The 16,957-nt window shown below is 51.4% G+C and carries 17 protein-coding genes; 15 read left to right on the forward strand and 2 right to left on the reverse strand.

From position 1 onward, the window contains the following. Positions 1-16: 16 nt before the first annotated feature. From fabF to ptsG, 7 genes are all read left to right on the forward strand, one after another. Entirely contained in the window at positions 17-1,258 is a 1,242-nt protein-coding gene (fabF, locus tag K0778_RS00255) for a beta-ketoacyl-ACP synthase II (RefSeq protein ID WP_000044679.1), read from the forward strand. Between the two features lie 119 nt (positions 1,259-1,377). Then, entirely contained in the window at positions 1,378-2,187 is an 810-nt protein-coding gene (gene pabC, locus K0778_RS00260) for an aminodeoxychorismate lyase (protein ID WP_000478681.1), read from the forward strand. Between the two features lie 2 nt (positions 2,188-2,189). Then, a complete protein-coding gene (gene yceG / locus K0778_RS00265; protein ID WP_000756827.1) occupies positions 2,190-3,212 on the forward strand; it encodes a cell division protein YceG in 1,023 nt (340 codons plus the stop codon). Then, positions 3,202-3,843, forward strand: coding sequence for a dTMP kinase (tmk, locus tag K0778_RS00270; RefSeq protein WP_001257000.1), 642 nt, complete (start codon positions 3,202-3,204; stop codon positions 3,841-3,843). The genes yceG and tmk overlap by 11 nt, the downstream gene beginning before the upstream one ends. Next, complete coding sequence (holB, locus tag K0778_RS00275) at positions 3,840-4,844, forward strand: DNA polymerase III subunit delta' (RefSeq protein WP_001267956.1); 1,005 nt, start codon at positions 3,840-3,842, stop codon at positions 4,842-4,844. The genes tmk and holB overlap by 4 nt, the downstream gene beginning before the upstream one ends. 10 nt (positions 4,845-4,854) lie before the next feature. Beyond that, positions 4,855-5,652 (forward strand): metal-dependent hydrolase, encoded by a 798-nt coding sequence (locus K0778_RS00280; RefSeq protein ID WP_000480245.1) that lies wholly within the window; start codon positions 4,855-4,857, stop codon positions 5,650-5,652. 294 nt (positions 5,653-5,946) lie between these two features. Then, positions 5,947-7,380 (forward strand): PTS glucose transporter subunit IIBC, encoded by a 1,434-nt coding sequence (gene ptsG / locus K0778_RS00285; RefSeq protein ID WP_000475719.1) that lies wholly within the window; start codon positions 5,947-5,949, stop codon positions 7,378-7,380. A 59-nt stretch (positions 7,381-7,439) separates the two neighbouring features. On the opposite strand, the gene fhuE is transcribed toward ptsG, so the two are convergent. Further along, positions 7,440-9,629 carry a ferric-rhodotorulic acid/ferric-coprogen receptor FhuE gene (gene fhuE, locus K0778_RS00290; RefSeq protein ID WP_000953441.1) on the reverse strand — a complete coding sequence of 730 codons (2,190 nt, stop codon included), beginning with the start codon at positions 9,627-9,629 and terminating at the stop codon, positions 7,440-7,442. Positions 9,630-9,962: 333 nt separating this feature from the next. Between fhuE and hinT the strand changes: the two genes are divergently transcribed. The 8 genes from hinT (at position 9,963) to K0778_RS00330 (ending at position 16,233) form a co-directional block, all read left to right on the forward strand. After that, complete coding sequence (hinT, locus tag K0778_RS00295) at positions 9,963-10,322, forward strand: purine nucleoside phosphoramidase (protein WP_000807125.1); 360 nt, start codon at positions 9,963-9,965, stop codon at positions 10,320-10,322. A gap of 2 nt (positions 10,323-10,324) precedes the next feature. After that, positions 10,325-10,702, forward strand: a complete 378-nt coding sequence (locus tag K0778_RS00300; RefSeq protein WP_001225295.1) for a YcfL family protein — start codon at positions 10,325-10,327, stop codon at positions 10,700-10,702. A gap of 13 nt (positions 10,703-10,715) precedes the next feature. Further along, a complete protein-coding gene (gene lpoB, locus K0778_RS00305) occupies positions 10,716-11,357 on the forward strand; it encodes a penicillin-binding protein activator LpoB (RefSeq protein WP_000164439.1) in 642 nt (213 codons plus the stop codon). Further along, a complete protein-coding gene (gene thiK, locus K0778_RS00310; RefSeq protein WP_001116592.1) occupies positions 11,338-12,162 on the forward strand; it encodes a thiamine kinase in 825 nt (274 codons plus the stop codon). Before lpoB ends, thiK begins: the two co-directional genes overlap by 20 nt. A 10-nt stretch (positions 12,163-12,172) precedes the next feature. Then, positions 12,173-13,198: a beta-N-acetylhexosaminidase gene (gene nagZ, locus K0778_RS00315; RefSeq protein WP_000529320.1), complete on the forward strand. Its 1,026-nt coding sequence runs from the start codon at positions 12,173-12,175 to the stop codon at positions 13,196-13,198. Between the two features lie 22 nt (positions 13,199-13,220). After that, a complete protein-coding gene (gene ycfP / locus K0778_RS00320; protein ID WP_000587933.1) occupies positions 13,221-13,763 on the forward strand; it encodes an alpha/beta hydrolase YcfP in 543 nt (180 codons plus the stop codon). A 399-nt stretch (positions 13,764-14,162) separates the two neighbouring features. Beyond that, on the forward strand, positions 14,163-15,467 hold the full coding sequence (gene ndh / locus K0778_RS00325; RefSeq protein WP_000211045.1) for an NADH-quinone dehydrogenase: 1,305 nt from the start codon (positions 14,163-14,165) through the stop codon (positions 15,465-15,467). Between the two features lie 226 nt (positions 15,468-15,693). Continuing rightward, entirely contained in the window at positions 15,694-16,233 is a 540-nt protein-coding gene (locus K0778_RS00330; protein ID WP_001043459.1) for a glycine zipper 2TM domain-containing protein, read from the forward strand. Between the two features lie 61 nt (positions 16,234-16,294). Here the strand turns inward: K0778_RS00330 and comR are convergent, their stop codons facing one another. Next, positions 16,295-16,927, reverse strand: coding sequence for a TetR family copper-responsive transcriptional repressor ComR (comR, locus tag K0778_RS00335; RefSeq protein WP_001336528.1), 633 nt, complete (start codon positions 16,925-16,927; stop codon positions 16,295-16,297). Positions 16,928-16,957: the final 30 nt, after the last annotated feature.

A 16,957-nucleotide genomic window follows, 5' to 3' on the forward strand; every position in this document is an offset into this window, starting at 1 on the left:
TCCCTGGAGGACAAACGTGTCTAAGCGTCGTGTAGTTGTGACCGGACTGGGCATGTTGTCTCCTGTCGGCAATACCGTAGAGTCTACCTGGAAAGCTCTGCTTGCCGGTCAGAGTGGCATCAGCCTAATCGACCATTTCGATACTAGCGCCTATGCAACGAAATTTGCTGGCTTAGTAAAGGATTTTAACTGTGAGGACATTATCTCGCGCAAAGAACAGCGCAAGATGGATGCCTTCATTCAATATGGAATTGTCGCTGGCGTTCAGGCCATGCAGGATTCTGGCCTTGAAATAACGGAAGAGAACGCAACCCGCATTGGTGCCGCAATTGGCTCCGGGATTGGCGGCCTCGGACTGATCGAAGAAAACCACACATCTCTGATGAACGGTGGTCCACGTAAGATCAGCCCATTCTTCGTTCCGTCAACGATTGTGAACATGGTGGCAGGTCATCTGACTATCATGTATGGCCTGCGTGGCCCGAGCATCTCTATCGCGACTGCCTGTACTTCCGGCGTGCACAACATTGGCCATGCTGCGCGTATTATCGCGTATGGCGATGCTGACGTGATGGTTGCAGGTGGCGCAGAGAAAGCCAGTACGCCGCTGGGCGTTGGTGGTTTTGGCGCGGCACGTGCATTATCTACCCGCAATGATAACCCGCAAGCGGCGAGCCGCCCGTGGGATAAAGAGCGTGATGGTTTCGTACTGGGCGATGGTGCCGGTATGCTGGTACTTGAAGAGTACGAACACGCGAAAAAACGCGGTGCGAAAATTTACGCTGAACTCGTCGGCTTTGGTATGAGCAGCGATGCTTATCATATGACGTCACCGCCAGAAAATGGCGCAGGCGCAGCTCTGGCGATGGCAAATGCTCTGCGTGATGCAGGCATTGAAGCGAGTCAGATTGGCTACGTTAACGCGCACGGTACTTCTACGCCGGCTGGCGATAAAGCTGAAGCGCAGGCGGTGAAAACCATCTTCGGTGAAGCTGCAAGCCGTGTGTTGGTAAGCTCCACGAAATCTATGACCGGTCACCTGTTAGGTGCGGCGGGTGCAGTAGAATCTATCTACTCCATCCTGGCGCTGCGCGATCAGGCTGTTCCGCCAACCATCAACCTGGATAACCCGGATGAAGGTTGCGATCTGGATTTCGTACCGCACGAAGCGCGTCAGGTTAGCGGAATGGAATACACTCTGTGTAACTCCTTCGGCTTCGGTGGCACTAATGGTTCTTTGATCTTTAAAAAGATCTAAGTTGTCATTTTCCACCCTTATAAAAGGTCCGCTTGCGGGCCTTTTTTCTTAGCTTTTATTCCGACTTGTTCCGTAGTGAACATGCTGCCACACTAACAATTCTCTGATAAGGAGCCGGTATGTTCTTAATTAACGGTCATAAGCAGGAATCGCTGGCAGTAAGCGATCGGGCAACGCAGTTTGGTGATGGTTGTTTTACCACCGCCAGAGTTATCGACGGTAAAGTCAGTTTGTTATCGGCGCATATCCAGCGACTACAGGATGCTTGTCAGCGGTTGATGATTTCCTGTGACTTCTGGCCTCAGCTTGAACAAGAGATGAAAACGCTGGCAGCAGAACAGCAAAATGGTGTGCTGAAAGTCGTGATCAGTCGCGGTAGTGGCGGGCGAGGGTACAGCACATTGAACAGCGGACCGGCAACGCGGATTCTCTCCGTTACGGCTTATCCTGCACATTACGACCGTTTGCGTAACGAGGGGATTACGTTGGCGCTAAGCCCGGTGCGGCTGGGGCGCAATCCTCATCTTGCAGGTATTAAACATCTCAATCGTCTTGAGCAAGTATTGATTCGCTCTCATCTTGAGCAGACAAACGCTGATGAGGCGCTGGTCCTTGACAGCGAAGGGTGGGTTACGGAATGCTGTGCGGCTAATTTGTTCTGGCGGAAGGGCAACGTAGTTTATACGCCGCGACTGGATCAGGCAGGTGTTAACGGCATTATGCGACAATTCTGTATCCGTTTGCTGGCACAATCCTCTTATCAGCTTGTCGAAGTGCAAGCCTCTCTGGAAGAGTCGTTGCAGGCAGATGAGATGGTTATTTGTAATGCGTTAATGCCAGTGATGCCCGTATGTGCCTGTGGCGATGTCTCCTTTTCGTCAGCAACGTTATATGAATATTTAGCCCCACTTTGTGAGCGCCCGAATTAGTCATGAAAAAAGTGTTATTGATAATCTTGTTATTGCTGGTGGTACTGGGTATCGCCGCTGGTGTGGGCGTCTGGAAGGTTCGCCATCTTGCCGACAGCAAATTGCTTATCAAAGAAGAGACGATATTTACCCTGAAGCCAGGGACCGGACGTCTGGCGCTCGGTGAACAGCTTTATGCCGATAAGATCATCAATCGTCCACGGGTTTTTCAATGGCTGCTGCGTATCGAACCGGATCTTTCTCACTTTAAAGCCGGGACTTACCGCTTTACACCGCAGATGACCGTGCGCGAGATGCTGAAATTGCTGGAAAGCGGTAAAGAAGCACAGTTCCCTCTGCGACTGGTAGAAGGGATGCGTCTGAGCGATTACCTCAAGCAATTGCGTGAGGCCCCGTATATCAAGCATACGCTGAGCGATGATAAGTACGCCACCGTAGCGCAGGCACTTGAACTGGAAAACCCGGAGTGGATTGAAGGTTGGTTCTGGCCAGACACCTGGATGTATACCGCCAATACCACCGATGTCGCGTTACTCAAGCGAGCGCACAAGAAAATGGTGAAAGCGGTCGATAGCGCCTGGGAAGGGCGTGCGGACGGTCTGCCTTATAAAGATAAAAACCAGTTGGTGACGATGGCATCAATTATCGAAAAAGAAACCGCCGTTGCCAGTGAACGCGATAAGGTTGCCTCAGTATTTATCAACCGTTTACGCATTGGTATGCGCCTGCAGACCGACCCGACCGTGATTTACGGGATGGGAGAGCGTTATAATGGCAAACTTTCTCGTGCAGACCTGGAAACGCCGACAGCGTATAACACCTATACCATTACCGGTCTGCCGCCAGGTGCGATAGCGACGCCGGGGGCGGATTCGCTGAAGGCTGCTGCGCATCCGGCAAAAACGCCGTATCTCTATTTTGTGGCCGATGGTAAAGGTGGTCACACGTTTAATACCAATCTTGCCAGTCATAACAAGTCTGTGCAGGATTATCTGAAAGTGCTTAAGGAAAAAAATGCGCAGTAAGTATATCGTCATTGAGGGGCTGGAAGGCGCAGGCAAAACTACCGCGCGTAATGTGGTGGTTGAGACGCTCGAGCAACTGGGTATCCGCGACATGGTTTTCACTCGGGAACCTGGCGGTACGCAACTTGCCGAAAAGTTAAGAAGCCTGGTGCTGGATATCAAATCGGTAGGCGATGAAGTCATTACCGATAAAGCCGAAGTTCTGATGTTTTATGCCGCGCGCGTTCAACTGGTAGAAACGGTCATCAAACCAGCTCTGGCTAACGGCACTTGGGTGATTGGCGATCGCCACGATCTCTCCACTCAGGCGTATCAGGGCGGCGGACGTGGTATTGACCAACATATGCTGGCAACACTGCGTGATGCTGTTCTCGGGGATTTTCGCCCCGACTTAACGCTCTATCTCGATGTTACCCCGGAAGTTGGCTTAAAACGCGCGCGTGCGCGCGGCGAGCTGGATCGTATTGAGCAAGAATCTTTCGATTTCTTTAATCGCACCCGCGCCCGCTATCTGGAACTGGCAGCACAAGATAAAAGCATTCATACCATTGATGCCACCCAGCCGCTGGAGGCCGTGATGGATGCAATCCGCACTACCGTGACCCACTGGGTGAAGGAGTTGGACGCATGAGATGGTATCCATGGTTACGACCTGATTTCGAAAAACTGGTAGCCAGCTATCAGGCCGGAAGAGGTCACCATGCGCTACTCATTCAGGCGTTACCGGGCATGGGCGATGATGCTTTAATCTACGCCCTGAGCCGTTATTTACTCTGCCAACAACCGCAGGGCCACAAAAGTTGCGGTCACTGTCGTGGATGTCAGTTGATGCAGGCTGGCACGCATCCCGATTACTACACCCTGGCTCCCGAAAAAGGAAAAAATACGCTGGGCGTTGATGCGGTACGTGAGGTCACCGAAAAGCTGAATGAGCACGCACGCTTAGGTGGTGCGAAAGTCGTTTGGGTAACCGATGCTGCCTTACTAACCGACGCCGCGGCTAACGCATTGCTGAAAACGCTTGAAGAGCCACCAGCAGAAACCTGGTTTTTCCTGGCTACCCGCGAGCCTGAACGTTTACTGGCAACATTACGTAGTCGTTGTCGGTTACATTACCTTGCGCCGCCGCCGGAACAGTACGCCGTGACCTGGCTTTCACGCGAAGTGACAATGTCACAGGATGCATTACTTGCCGCATTGCGCTTAAGCGCCGGTTCGCCTGGCGCGGCACTGGCGTTGTTTCAGGGAGATAACTGGCAGGCTCGTGAAACATTGTGTCAGGCGTTGGCATATAGCGTGCCATCGGGCGACTGGTATTCGCTGCTAGCGGCCCTTAATCATGAACAAGCTCCGGCGCGTTTACACTGGCTGGCAACGTTGCTGATGGATGCGCTAAAACGCCATCATGGTGCTGCGCAGGTGACCAATGTTGATGTGCCGGGCCTGGTCGCCGAACTGGCAAACCATCTTTCTCCCTCGCGCCTGCAGGCTATACTGGGGGATGTTTGCCACATTCGTGAACAGTTAATGTCTGTTACAGGCATCAACCGCGAGCTTCTCATCACCGATCTTTTACTGCGTATTGAGCATTACCTGCAACCGGGCGTTGTGCTACCGGTTCCTCATCTTTAAGAGAGACATCATGTTTTTAGTCGACTCACACTGCCATCTCGATGGTCTGGATTATGAATCTTTGCATAAGGACGTGGATGACGTTCTGGCGAAAGCCGCCGCACGCGATGTGAAATTTTGTCTGGCAGTCGCCACAACATTACCGGGTTATTTACATATGCGGGATCTGGTAGGCGAACGTGACAACGTCGTATTTTCTTGTGGCGTGCATCCACTCAACCAGAATGATCCCTACGATGTAGAAGATTTACGCCGTCTGGCGGCAGAAGAGGGTGTTGTAGCGCTGGGTGAAACCGGGCTGGATTATTATTACACGCCGGAAACTAAAGTACGTCAGCAAGAGTCCTTCATCCATCATATCCAGATTGGTCGTGAACTGAACAAGCCGGTTATCGTCCATACCCGTGACGCCCGTGCCGATACGCTGGCAATTCTGCGCGAAGAAAAAGTGACGGATTGCGGTGGCGTACTACACTGTTTTACAGAGGACAGAGAAACGGCGGGTAAATTACTGGATCTCGGATTTTACATCTCCTTTTCCGGCATTGTGACCTTCCGTAATGCGGAGCAACTGCGCGATGCTGCGCGTTATGTCCCCCTGGATCGGTTACTGGTGGAAACTGACTCACCTTACCTTGCGCCGGTACCGCATCGAGGAAAAGAGAATCAACCTGCGATGGTTCGTGACGTTGCAGAATACATGGCTGTGTTGAAAGGTGTTGCCGTTGAAGAACTGGCGCAGGTAACCACCGATAACTTCGCCCGTCTGTTTCACATCGACGCTTCCCGCCTTCAATCCATCCGTTGAATGAGTTTTTTTAAAGCTCGTAATTAATGGCTAAAACGAGTAAAGTTCACCGCCGAAAATTGGGCGGTGAATAACCACGTTTGAAATATTGTGACATATGTTTTGTCAAAATGTGCAACTTCTCCAATGATCTGAAGTTGAAACGTGATAGCCGTCAAACAAATTGGCACTGAATTATTTTACTCTGTGTAATAAATAAAGGGCGCTTAGATGCCCTGTACACGGCGAGGCTCTCCCCCCTTGCCACGCGTGAGAACGTAAAAAAAGCACCCATACTCAGGAGCACTCTCAATTATGTTTAAGAATGCATTTGCTAACCTGCAAAAGGTCGGTAAATCGCTGATGCTGCCGGTATCCGTACTGCCTATCGCAGGTATTCTGCTGGGCGTCGGTTCCGCGAATTTCAGCTGGCTGCCCGCCGTTGTATCGCATGTTATGGCAGAAGCAGGCGGTTCCGTCTTTGCAAACATGCCACTGATTTTTGCGATCGGTGTCGCCCTCGGCTTTACCAATAACGATGGCGTATCCGCGCTGGCCGCAGTTGTTGCCTATGGCATCATGGTTAAAACCATGGCCGTGGTTGCGCCACTGGTACTGCATTTACCTGCTGAAGAAATCGCCTCTAAACACCTGGCGGATACTGGCGTACTCGGAGGGATTATCTCCGGTGCGATCGCAGCGTACATGTTTAACCGTTTCTACCGTATTAAGCTGCCTGAGTATCTTGGCTTCTTTGCCGGTAAACGCTTTGTGCCGATCATTTCTGGCCTGGCTGCCATCTTTACTGGCGTTGTGCTGTCCTTCATTTGGCCGCCGATTGGTTCTGCAATCCAGACCTTCTCTCAGTGGGCTGCTTACCAGAACCCGGTAGTTGCGTTTGGCATTTACGGTTTCATCGAACGTTGCCTGGTACCGTTTGGTCTGCACCACATCTGGAACGTACCTTTCCAGATGCAGATTGGTGAATACACCAACGCAGCAGGTCAGGTTTTCCACGGCGACATTCCGCGTTATATGGCGGGTGACCCGACTGCGGGTAAACTGTCTGGTGGCTTCCTGTTCAAAATGTACGGTCTGCCAGCTGCCGCAATTGCTATCTGGCACTCTGCTAAACCAGAAAACCGCGCGAAAGTGGGCGGTATTATGATCTCCGCGGCGCTGACCTCGTTCCTGACCGGTATCACCGAGCCGATCGAGTTCTCCTTCATGTTCGTTGCGCCGATCCTGTACATCATCCACGCGATTCTGGCAGGCCTGGCATTCCCAATCTGTATTCTTCTGGGGATGCGTGACGGTACGTCGTTCTCGCACGGTCTGATCGACTTCATCGTTCTGTCTGGTAACAGCAGCAAACTGTGGCTGTTCCCGATCGTCGGTATCGGTTATGCGATTGTTTACTACACCATCTTCCGCGTGCTGATTAAAGCACTGGATCTGAAAACGCCGGGTCGTGAAGACGCGACTGAAGATGCAAAAGCGACAGGTACCAGCGAAATGGCACCGGCTCTGGTTGCTGCATTTGGTGGTAAAGAAAACATTACTAACCTCGACGCATGTATTACCCGTCTGCGCGTCAGCGTTGCTGATGTGTCTAAAGTGGATCAGGCCGGCCTGAAGAAACTGGGCGCAGCGGGCGTAGTGGTTGCTGGTTCTGGTGTTCAGGCGATTTTCGGTACTAAATCCGATAACCTGAAAACCGAGATGGATGAGTACATCCGTAACCACTAATCCGTAAGACGTTGGGGAGACTAAGGCAGCCAGATGGCTGCCTTTTTTACAGGTGTTATTCAGAATTGATACGTGCCGGTAATGCTGAAATTACGCGGTGTGCCGTAGACGATAGAACCTTCCACGTTGGTATCGTAGGTTTTGTCGAACAGGTTATTGACGTTCCCCTGTAACGAGAAGTTTTTCGTCACCTGGTAGCGGGTGAAGAGATCCACCAGCGCGTAGCTACCTTGCTCGGCGCGGAAGGTGCCATACGGCGTCACGGTGTCGGTATACACGCGATTTTGCCAGTTAACACCACCGCCGACCGTCAACTCTGGCATGACAGGCAACCGATAGCTGGTGAACATTTTAACCGTGGTGCGTGGCAGATTAGGATTAACGGCGTTTCCTTCGTTATCCTCTGCAATATAGCGCGTTGCGCCAAATGTCAGCTGCCAGTTGTCGGTAATTGCGCCGTTGAGTTCAAATTCCACCCCTTTACTGACTGTCCCATCCACCGCTTTATAGGCGGTTTCGCCGTTGCTGCCGGGGATAGGTGTACCGGTGGACTGAGCGACATTATCCTGCTCAATACGGAAGATGGCTAACGTGGTGGTCAGACGGCTATTCATCCAGTCCGATTTCAGACCCAGCTCGTAGTTGTTACCGGTGATTGGAGCCAGATATTTGCCTGAACTGTCACGATCATTTTGCGGCTGGAAAATAGAGGTATAGCTGGCGTAGGTCGACCAGTTGTCATTGATGTCAAACACCAGACCAGCGTAAGGCGTGGTGTGGTTTTTCTCCATGCTGTAAGTCAGCGTATCAACCCGCCAGTTGGTATAACGTGCGCCGAGGATCAGATGCAGCGGATCGGCAAGGGTGACACGAGTGGCAGCATATAACGATTTCATATGTGTGGTATCGTCCTGCGCCAGGCTCTGTGGTGACCAGTCGGTTTGTGGGAAATTGCCATTAAAGTTGTAGAAACTGCCAATTTCATCCGGGAAGATGTTGGCCCATGAACTGAAGTAACGATTGTTTTGTTTGCTGTAACTGCCACCAAACATTAGATTGTGCTGACGACCAAACAATTCATAACTACCGTCAGCGAACAAATCCAGCGCATCAACTTTACGTTTGCCACTGTTCCAACCGGTGCCGCCGACATAATCAAAGCCAGGTCCATAATTACTGTATGGCCCAACCAGCATACCATCCGCTTTGTTTACATAGGCATCGACATACATCATTTTGCTGTCAAATTCGACTTCAGAGTGGGTGGCATTCAGTGTCGCTTGCCAGGTATCAGCAAACTGCTGCTTCAGGGTCATAAAGACCTTGTTGATCTCTTTATCGTTGTACGCCCAGTCAGGTGCGGTACTGCGTGCGCGATCGTAACTGTTGCTGCTGCCATCAGTATTCCAGCGCGGTAAACCGCCCCAGGTAGGGCTATTAACATCAATGCGCTGATATTCGTAACCGGCTGAAAGCGTCGTAAGATCGCCTAAATCAGCATCGACAATGCCCGAGAAGAAGGTCTTTTCACTGTTGTAGCGGTCCAGCCATGAGTCGTTATTCTGGTAGCCGCCGACAATTCGCGCGCGGATTTTACCGTCTTCGGTGAGTGGGCTTTGTAAATCCGCCACATACCGTTCTTTGTTCCAGCTACCGTATTCCGCCGAGACATCGCCTTTAAATTCACGACTGGTCGCGTGTTTTCGAACCATATTAATTGCCGCAGATGGATTACCCGTCCCGGTCATGAGTCCTGTCGCGCCACGCACTACTTCTACGCGTTCAAAGAGTGCCATATCAGAAAGTGCGTCGCCCAGATTCCAGCGCGATTCAAAATAGGTGGGGATACCATCAACCATATAGTTATCGATCTGGAATCCGCGGGAATAATAAAGAGCACGATCGGAATCCGCCTGACTTTTGCTGATCCCCAGCGTGTTTTCCATCACTTCGCCCAGCGTTTGTAACTGCTGATCTTCCATCCGCTGCTGGCTAACAATAGTGACCGACTGAGGAATATCACGTTGAGTCATCTGCATTTTGGTACCCGCAGAGGTAGACGTTACGCTGTAATCATTTTCGCCATCATCTGGAGCTGTGGCTGAACCCTCAACAATCACCGTTTCTTCAGTGGCTGGTGCAGCAAAAGCGGCAGAAGGTAATAGTGCCAGTGCTATGCAACCGGCAAGTAGTGACGGTTTGGTGATGGCTTGATATTGATTATCCCTGTTAAATTGTGTTGAAAGCATTTGAAATCTCTTGGTTTATGTTGTCGTCAGGCTCATGCCGGAGGAGGGTGATGAGCGATTATATTTAGTGTGCGAATAATTTTGTTTGTAAATGCAAATGAGAAATGTACGCATTCATATTTGTCATGTAAACCAAACAGAGAATGTCTTTTCAGCGCATTCGCAGGCAGAAATGGGAATAATGGCGATATATACGGCAGCAAAACGATTTTTTGCTTAAGAAATCGTGAGTTAAGGTTGAAAGAGCAGGTTTAACTCGACCATACTCTATACTCGCAGTGTGGCGCGGCGTAGCATGGCGCAACGCATGGCTATTTGAAAAAGGAAAATGTCGTGGCAGAAGAAACTATATTCAGCAAAATTATTCGTCGTGAGATCCCCTCCGATATCGTCTACCAGGATGATCTGGTAACGGCGTTTCGCGATATTTCGCCGCAAGCGCCAACGCATATTCTGATCATTCCGAATATCCTCATTCCGACTGTGAACGACGTCTCAGCTGAGCATGAGCAGGCGCTGGGACGCATGATCACCGTAGCGGCAAAAATTGCTGAGCAAGAAGGTATTGCCGAAGATGGCTATCGTCTGATCATGAATACCAACCGCCATGGCGGACAAGAGGTTTACCACATCCATATGCACTTGTTGGGTGGCCGTCCGCTGGGACCAATGCTGGCGCATAAAGGTCTGTAACGATGAGAAAAGGATGCTTTGGGCTGGTGTCTCTGGTGTTGTTACTGCTGGTGGGCTGTCGTTCACATCCGGAAATTCCGGTGAATGATGAGCAATCGCTGGTGATGGAGTCATCTTTATTGGCTGCGGGCATCAGTGCAGAAAAGCCCTTCCTTTCGACGTCTGATATTCAACCTTCAGCATCCTCAACGCTTTATAACGAAAGGCAAGAACCCGTTACCGTTCATTATCGTTTTTACTGGTATGACGCCAGAGGGCTGGAGATGCATCCTCTGGAAAGGCCACGCAGCGTTACCATTCCCGCACATTCGGCGGTAACGCTGTACGGCAGCGCCAATTTTCTGGGGGCGCACAAAGTCAGACTTTATCTATATTTGTAAGGGGTGAATCTTGATGACAAAAATGAGTCGCTACGCCTTGATTACCGCGCTGGCGATGTTTCTCGCCGGGTGTGTGGGGCAACGTGAACCTGCACCGGTAGAAGAAGTGAAACCAGCGCCGGAACAACCAGCCGAGCCACAACAGCCTGTCCCCACAGTGCCCTCGGTGCCGACGATCCCGCAGCAGCCAGGCCCAATTGAGCACGAAGATCAAACTGCACCGCCTGCGCCGCATATTCGCCATTATGACTGGAATGGCGCAATGCAGCCGATGGTCAGTAAGATGCTTGGGGCTGACGGGGTGACTGCGGGTAGCGTCCTGCTGGTTGATAGCGTTAACAACCGTACTAACGGTTCGCTGAATGCCGCAGAAGCGACCGAAACGCTGCGAAATGCGCTGGCTAATAACGGGAAATTTACCCTGGTTTCCGCCCAGCAACTGTCGATGGCGAAGCAACAGTTAGGTTTGTCGCCGCAGGACAGTTTAGGCACCCGTAGTAAAGCCATAGGCATTGCCCGCAATGTCGGCGCTCATTACGTGCTGTACTCCAGCGCCTCTGGCAACGTTAACGCTCCGACCCTACAAATGCAGCTGATGCTGGTGCAGACGGGCGAAATTATCTGGTCAGGTAAAGGTGCCGTTTCGCAGCAATAATCCCATCACGCGCGACGAATTGCTGTCGCGCTTTTTCCCGCAGTATCATCCCGTCACGACGTTTAATAGTGGGCTTAGTGGCGGGAGTTTTCTCATTGAACATCAGGGCCAGCGTTTTGTTGTGCGTCAGCCGCACGATCCTGATGCGCCGCAGTCCGCGTTCTTGCGCCAGTATCGGGCTTTATCACAACTACCCGCATGCATTGCACCGAAGCCGCATTTATATCTCCGTGACTGGATGGTAGTCGACTATCTGCCCGGCGCGGTAAAAACGTATTTGCCGGATACCAACGAACTGGCAGGCTTGCTGTATTATCTACATCAACAACCACGTTTTGGCTGGCGAATAACGCTGTTGCCGTTACTGGAACTGTACTGGCAGCAAAGCGATCCGGCGCGGCGGACAGTGGGTTGGCTGCGAATGTTAAAACGTCTGCGCAAAGCGCGGGAACCACGGCCTTTACGCTTAAGTCCATTGCATATGGATGTCCACGCCGGAAATTTAGTGCATAGCGCGTCAGGGTTAAAACTCATCGACTGGGAGTATGCCGGAGATGGTGATATCGCGCTGGAACTGGCGGCGGTGTGGGTGGAAAATACTGAACAGCACCGGCAATTGGTCAATGACTATGCCACTCGCGCGAAGATTTATCCGGCGCAATTATGGCGTCAGGTCAGGCGATGGTTTCCCTGGCTGCTGATGCTCAAAGCAGGGTGGTTTGAGTACCGCTGGCGACAAACCGGCGATCAACAATTTATCAGGCTGGCCGATGACACCTGGCGGCAGCTATTAATAAAACAATAAGGAGAGCAGTGTGGGTCCAGTAATGTTGGATGTCGAAGGTTACGAACTGGACGCGGAAGAGCGTGAAATACTGGCGCATCCGCTGGTGGGAGGGCTGATTCTCTTTACGCGTAACTATCATGATCCTGCCCAGTTACGTGAACTGGTGCGCCAGATCCGCGCAGCTTCGCGCAATCGTCTGGTGGTGGCGGTTGATCAGGAAGGTGGACGCGTGCAGCGTTTTCGTGAAGGTTTTACCCGCTTGCCAGCGGCGCAATCATTCGCTGCGCTGTCAGGAATGGAAGAGGGTGGCAAACTGGCGCAGGAGGCAGGTTGGTTGATGGCCAGCGAAATGATCGCTATGGATATTGATATCAGCTTTGCGCCTGTGCTGGATGTCGGGCATATCAGCGCGGCGATTGGCGAGCGTTCTTATCATGCCGATCCACAAAAAGCCCTGGCAATTGCCAGCCGGTTTATTGATGGTATGCATGAAGCCGGAATGAAAACGACCGGGAAACACTTCCCAGGACACGGTGCAGTAACGGCAGACTCACACAAAGAAACACCGTGCGATCCACGTCCACAAGCGGAGATTCGCGCTAAAGATATGTCGGTCTTCAGTTCCTTAATCCGCGAAAATAAACTCGACGCCATTATGCCTGCGCATGTGATCTACAGTGATGTTGATCCGCGTCCGGCGAGCGGTTCTCCCTACTGGCTGAAAACCGTTTTGCGTCAGGAACTGGGTTTTGACGGCGTGATTTTCTCTGACGATTTATCGATGGAAGGTGCCGCGATTATGGGCAGTTATGCCGAACGCGGGCAGGCTTCACTGGATGCGGGTTGCGATATGATCCTGGTCTGCAATAATCGTAAAGGGGCCGTCAGCGTGTTAGATAATCTGTCACCGATCAAGGCAGAACGTGTTACACGTTTGTATCATAAAGGTTCATTTTCGCGACAGGAACTGATGGACTCGGCTCGCTGGAAAGCGATCAGCACCCGTCTGAATCAGTTACATGAACGCTGGCAGGAAGAGAAAGCAGGTCACTAACCCTGGCTTATGTGAGGAAGCGATGATTATCTATTTACACGGTTTTGACTCTAACAGTCCGGGTAACCACGAGAAAGTCTTACAATTGCAGTTTATTGACCCGGATGTACGCTTGATAAGCTACAGTACGCGGCATCCGAAACATGATATGCAGCATCTGCTTAAAGAAGTGGACAAAATGTTGCAACTGAACGTTGACGAGCGTCCGCTAATTTGCGGCGTTGGCTTGGGCGGATACTGGGCGGAACGGATTGGTTTTCTTTGCGACATCCGCCAGGTGATCTTCAACCCTAATTTGTTCCCTTATGAGAACATGGAAGGCAAGATTGATCGCCCGGAAGAGTATGCCGATATTGCCACTAAGTGTGTGACCAACTTCCGTGAGAAGAATCGCGATCGTTGCCTGGTGATTTTGTCGCGTAATGATGAAGCGCTTAACAGCCAGCGGACATCTGAAGAGTTGCATCATTATTACGAGATTGTCTGGGACGAAGAGCAGACGCACAAATTCAAGAATATCTCCCCGCATTTACAGCGCATTAAAGCGTTCAAAACCCTCGGGTAAATGCCCTCGTCGCATCAGGTAACCTTGCCGGTACCTGATGCGCTCCGAATTCTGTGGGTCGGATAAGGCGTCCACGCCGCATCCGACAGTCGAGCATCAATGCCTGATGCGCTTCTTATCAGGCCTACCGAACGCCCTGCATACACCCCTCACTCTATATCACTCTCACAAATTCGCTCAAATAATAAACAATAAACTCTGTTTTTTGATCTCACCCGGTAAAGTCGCCTATCTTTTCAGCAACAAAACTTGATTAACATCAATTTTGGTATGACCAATGCACCATTCATGTTATTCTCAATAGCGAAGAACATTTTCATTGCTGTAACCTGTTGTTAATTAAGAGCTATGTTAATAACCATTAATTAACAATTGGTTAATAAATTTAAGGGGGTCACGTTGACTACGCCATTGAAAAAGATTGTGATTGTCGGCGGCGGTGCTGGTGGGCTGGAAATGGCAACACAGCTGGGGCATAAGCTGGGACGCAAGAAAAAAGCCAAAATTACGCTGGTCGATCGTAACCACAGCCACCTGTGGAAACCGCTGCTGCACGAAGTGGCGACTGGCTCGCTTGATGAAGGCGTCGATGCGTTGAGCTATCTGGCCCATGCGCGCAATCATGGTTTCCAGTTCCAGCTGGGTTCCGTCATTGATATTGATCGTGAAGCGAAAACAATCACTATTGCAGAACTGCGCGACGAGAAAGGTGAACTGCTGGTTCCGGAACGTAAAATCGCCTATGACACCCTGGTAATGGCGCTGGGTAGCACCTCTAACGATTTCAATACGCCAGGTGTCAAAGAGAACTGCATTTTCCTCGATAACCCGCACCAGGCGCGTCGCTTCCACCAGGAGATGCTGAATTTGTTCCTGAAATACTCCGCCAACCTGGGCGCGAATGGCAAAGTGAACATTGCGATTGTCGGCGGCGGCGCGACGGGTGTAGAACTCTCCGCTGAATTGCACAACGCGGTCAAGCAACTGCACAGCTACGGTTACAAAGGCCTGACCAACGAAGCCCTGAACGTAACGCTGGTAGAAGCGGGAGAACGTATTTTGCCTGCGTTACCGCCACGTATCTCTGCTGCGGCCCACAACGAGCTAACGAAACTTGGCGTTCGCGTGCTGACGCAAACCATGGTCACCAGTGCTGATGAAGGCGGCCTGCACACTAAAGATGGCGAATATATTGAGGCTGATCTGATGGTATGGGCAGCCGGGATCAAAGCGCCAGACTTCCTGAAAGATATCGGTGGTCTTGAAACTAACCGTATCAACCAGCTGGTGGTGGAACCGACGCTGCAAACCACCCGCGATCCAGACATTTACGCTATTGGCGACTGCGCGTCATGCCCGCGTCCGGAAGGGGGCTTTGTTCCGCCGCGTGCTCAGGCTGCACACCAGATGGCGACTTGCGCAATGAACAACATTCTGGCGCAGATGAACGGTAAGCCGCTGAAAAATTATCAGTATAAAGATCATGGTTCGCTGGTATCGCTGTCGAACTTCTCCACCGTCGGTAGCCTGATGGGTAACCTGACGCGCGGCTCAATGATGATTGAAGGACGAATTGCGCGCTTTGTATATATCTCGCTATACCGAATGCATCAGATTGCGCTGCATGGTTACTTTAAAACCGGATTAATGATGCTGGTGGGGAGTATTAACCGCGTTATCCGTCCGCGTTTGAAGTTGCATTAATCGACGTACACTGGCGGATGTGGCATAAACGCCTCATCCGCCCTGGACAAATGGTACGAGCGGTAGGCCTGATAAGACGCGTTAAGCGTCGCATCAGGCATTCCTTCAGACTCCTCCGAATCATTAAGTATTTCCAGCCATTCCCGCGCTTTTCATCTTCTGTCTGATAGCTGCTTTTCTCCTTCGCTTGCATGATTGGCATAACTGCAAAGAAGGAGGTGTTCCCGTGAATAAATCAATGTTGGCGGGTATCGGGATTGGTGTCGCAGCTGCGCTGGGCGTAGCGGCAGTGGCCAGTCTGAACGTGTTTGAACGGGGCCCGCAATACGCTCAGGTTGTTTCTGCAACCCCAATCAAGGAAACGGTTAAAACACCGCGTCAGGAGTGTCGCAACGTCACAGTGACCCATCGTCGACCGGTGCAGGATGAAAATCGCATTACCGGGTCGGTGCTCGGCGCTGTTGCTGGCGGCGTGATAGGGCATCAGTTTGGTGGTGGTCGCGGTAAAGATGTCGCCACTGTTGTGGGGGCGCTGGGTGGTGGATATGCCGGTAACCAGATCCAGGGCTCTCTCCAGGAAAGCGATACTTACACGACTACGCAACAGCGTTGTAAAACGGTGTATGACAAGTCAGAAAAAATGCTCGGTTATGATGTGACCTATAAGATTGGCGATCAGCAGGGCAAAATCCGCATGGACCGCGATCCGGGTACGCAGATCCCGCTAGATAGCAACGGGCAACTGATTTTGAATAACAAAGTATAACAAGGCTGTACTCTGCAATTTGGCCCCTCATTCGCTCAGGCTGAGGGGCTTTTTTTGCGACTTATTTCACCAGTTCGGGCCATAAACGCAAAGTCGTTCCGGCAATCTGCATCAGTTTTTCCAGCGATGCACCTTCGCGTGCGCTGATCGACATCCCCTGAATAATACAATTAAGGAATTCTGCCAGATGTGTCACGTCACAGTGGGGCGGGATTTCCCCGCGCGCTTGTCGTTGACATAAAAACTGCTGCAAAGTGCGCTCTTGCATCGCATGGCGTGATTTCAACGTATTGGCGATATCTCCTGAATCTGGGGAGAGGGTGGTGCAGTTGTTGATCATGAAGCAGCCTGCCGGGGTGTCTTTGCTGGTAAAGCAGTTGGCGATGGCAGCAAAATAGTCAGCCAGCGCAGACTCCACGCTTTTCTCTTCACAAAACAGCTGTGCTTCATGCTTAGCGGCAAAACGATCGATATAGCGGTCGAGAACGGCACGAAATAACCCCTCTTTGTTGGTAAATTCCGCGTATAGCGTGGGCGCTTTGGCTCCGGTCGCTTCGACGAGGTCCGCAAGAGAAGTCGCTTCATAACCGTGTTGCCAGAACAATTTCATGGCCTTATCAAGCGCGGCATCCCTGTCGAACACTTTTGGGCGGCCACGGCTTTTTTTTACACATTGTGTTGAGTCAGTTGCCATGATGCCGTTGTACCTGGTGACTGTGAATGA

Source organism: Escherichia sp. XD33 (assembly GCF_019375075.1).
GTDB lineage: Bacteria > Pseudomonadota > Gammaproteobacteria > Enterobacterales > Enterobacteriaceae > Enterobacter > Enterobacter flexneri_A.

Excerpts from the sequence above, each read along its gene's own strand:
- lpoB (WP_000164439.1), top strand. The coding sequence starts at position 10,716 with ATGACAAAAATGAGTCGCTACGCCTTGATTACCGCGCTGGCGATGTTT.
- K0778_RS00280 (WP_000480245.1), top strand. The coding sequence starts at position 4,855 with ATGTTTTTAGTCGACTCACACTGCCATCTCGATGGTCTGGATTATGAA.
- ptsG (WP_000475719.1), top strand. The coding sequence starts at position 5,947 with ATGTTTAAGAATGCATTTGCTAACCTGCAAAAGGTCGGTAAATCGCTG.
- comR (WP_001336528.1), bottom strand. The coding sequence starts at position 16,927 with ATGGCAACTGACTCAACACAATGTGTAAAAAAAAGCCGTGGCCGCCCA.
- K0778_RS00300 (WP_001225295.1), top strand. The coding sequence starts at position 10,325 with ATGAGAAAAGGATGCTTTGGGCTGGTGTCTCTGGTGTTGTTACTGCTG.
- holB (WP_001267956.1), top strand. The coding sequence starts at position 3,840 with ATGAGATGGTATCCATGGTTACGACCTGATTTCGAAAAACTGGTAGCC.
- ycfP (WP_000587933.1), top strand. The coding sequence starts at position 13,221 with ATGATTATCTATTTACACGGTTTTGACTCTAACAGTCCGGGTAACCAC.
- tmk (WP_001257000.1), top strand. The coding sequence starts at position 3,202 with ATGCGCAGTAAGTATATCGTCATTGAGGGGCTGGAAGGCGCAGGCAAA.
- fhuE (WP_000953441.1), bottom strand. The coding sequence starts at position 9,629 with ATGCTTTCAACACAATTTAACAGGGATAATCAATATCAAGCCATCACC.
- pabC (WP_000478681.1), top strand. The coding sequence starts at position 1,378 with ATGTTCTTAATTAACGGTCATAAGCAGGAATCGCTGGCAGTAAGCGAT.
- yceG (WP_000756827.1), top strand. The coding sequence starts at position 2,190 with ATGAAAAAAGTGTTATTGATAATCTTGTTATTGCTGGTGGTACTGGGT.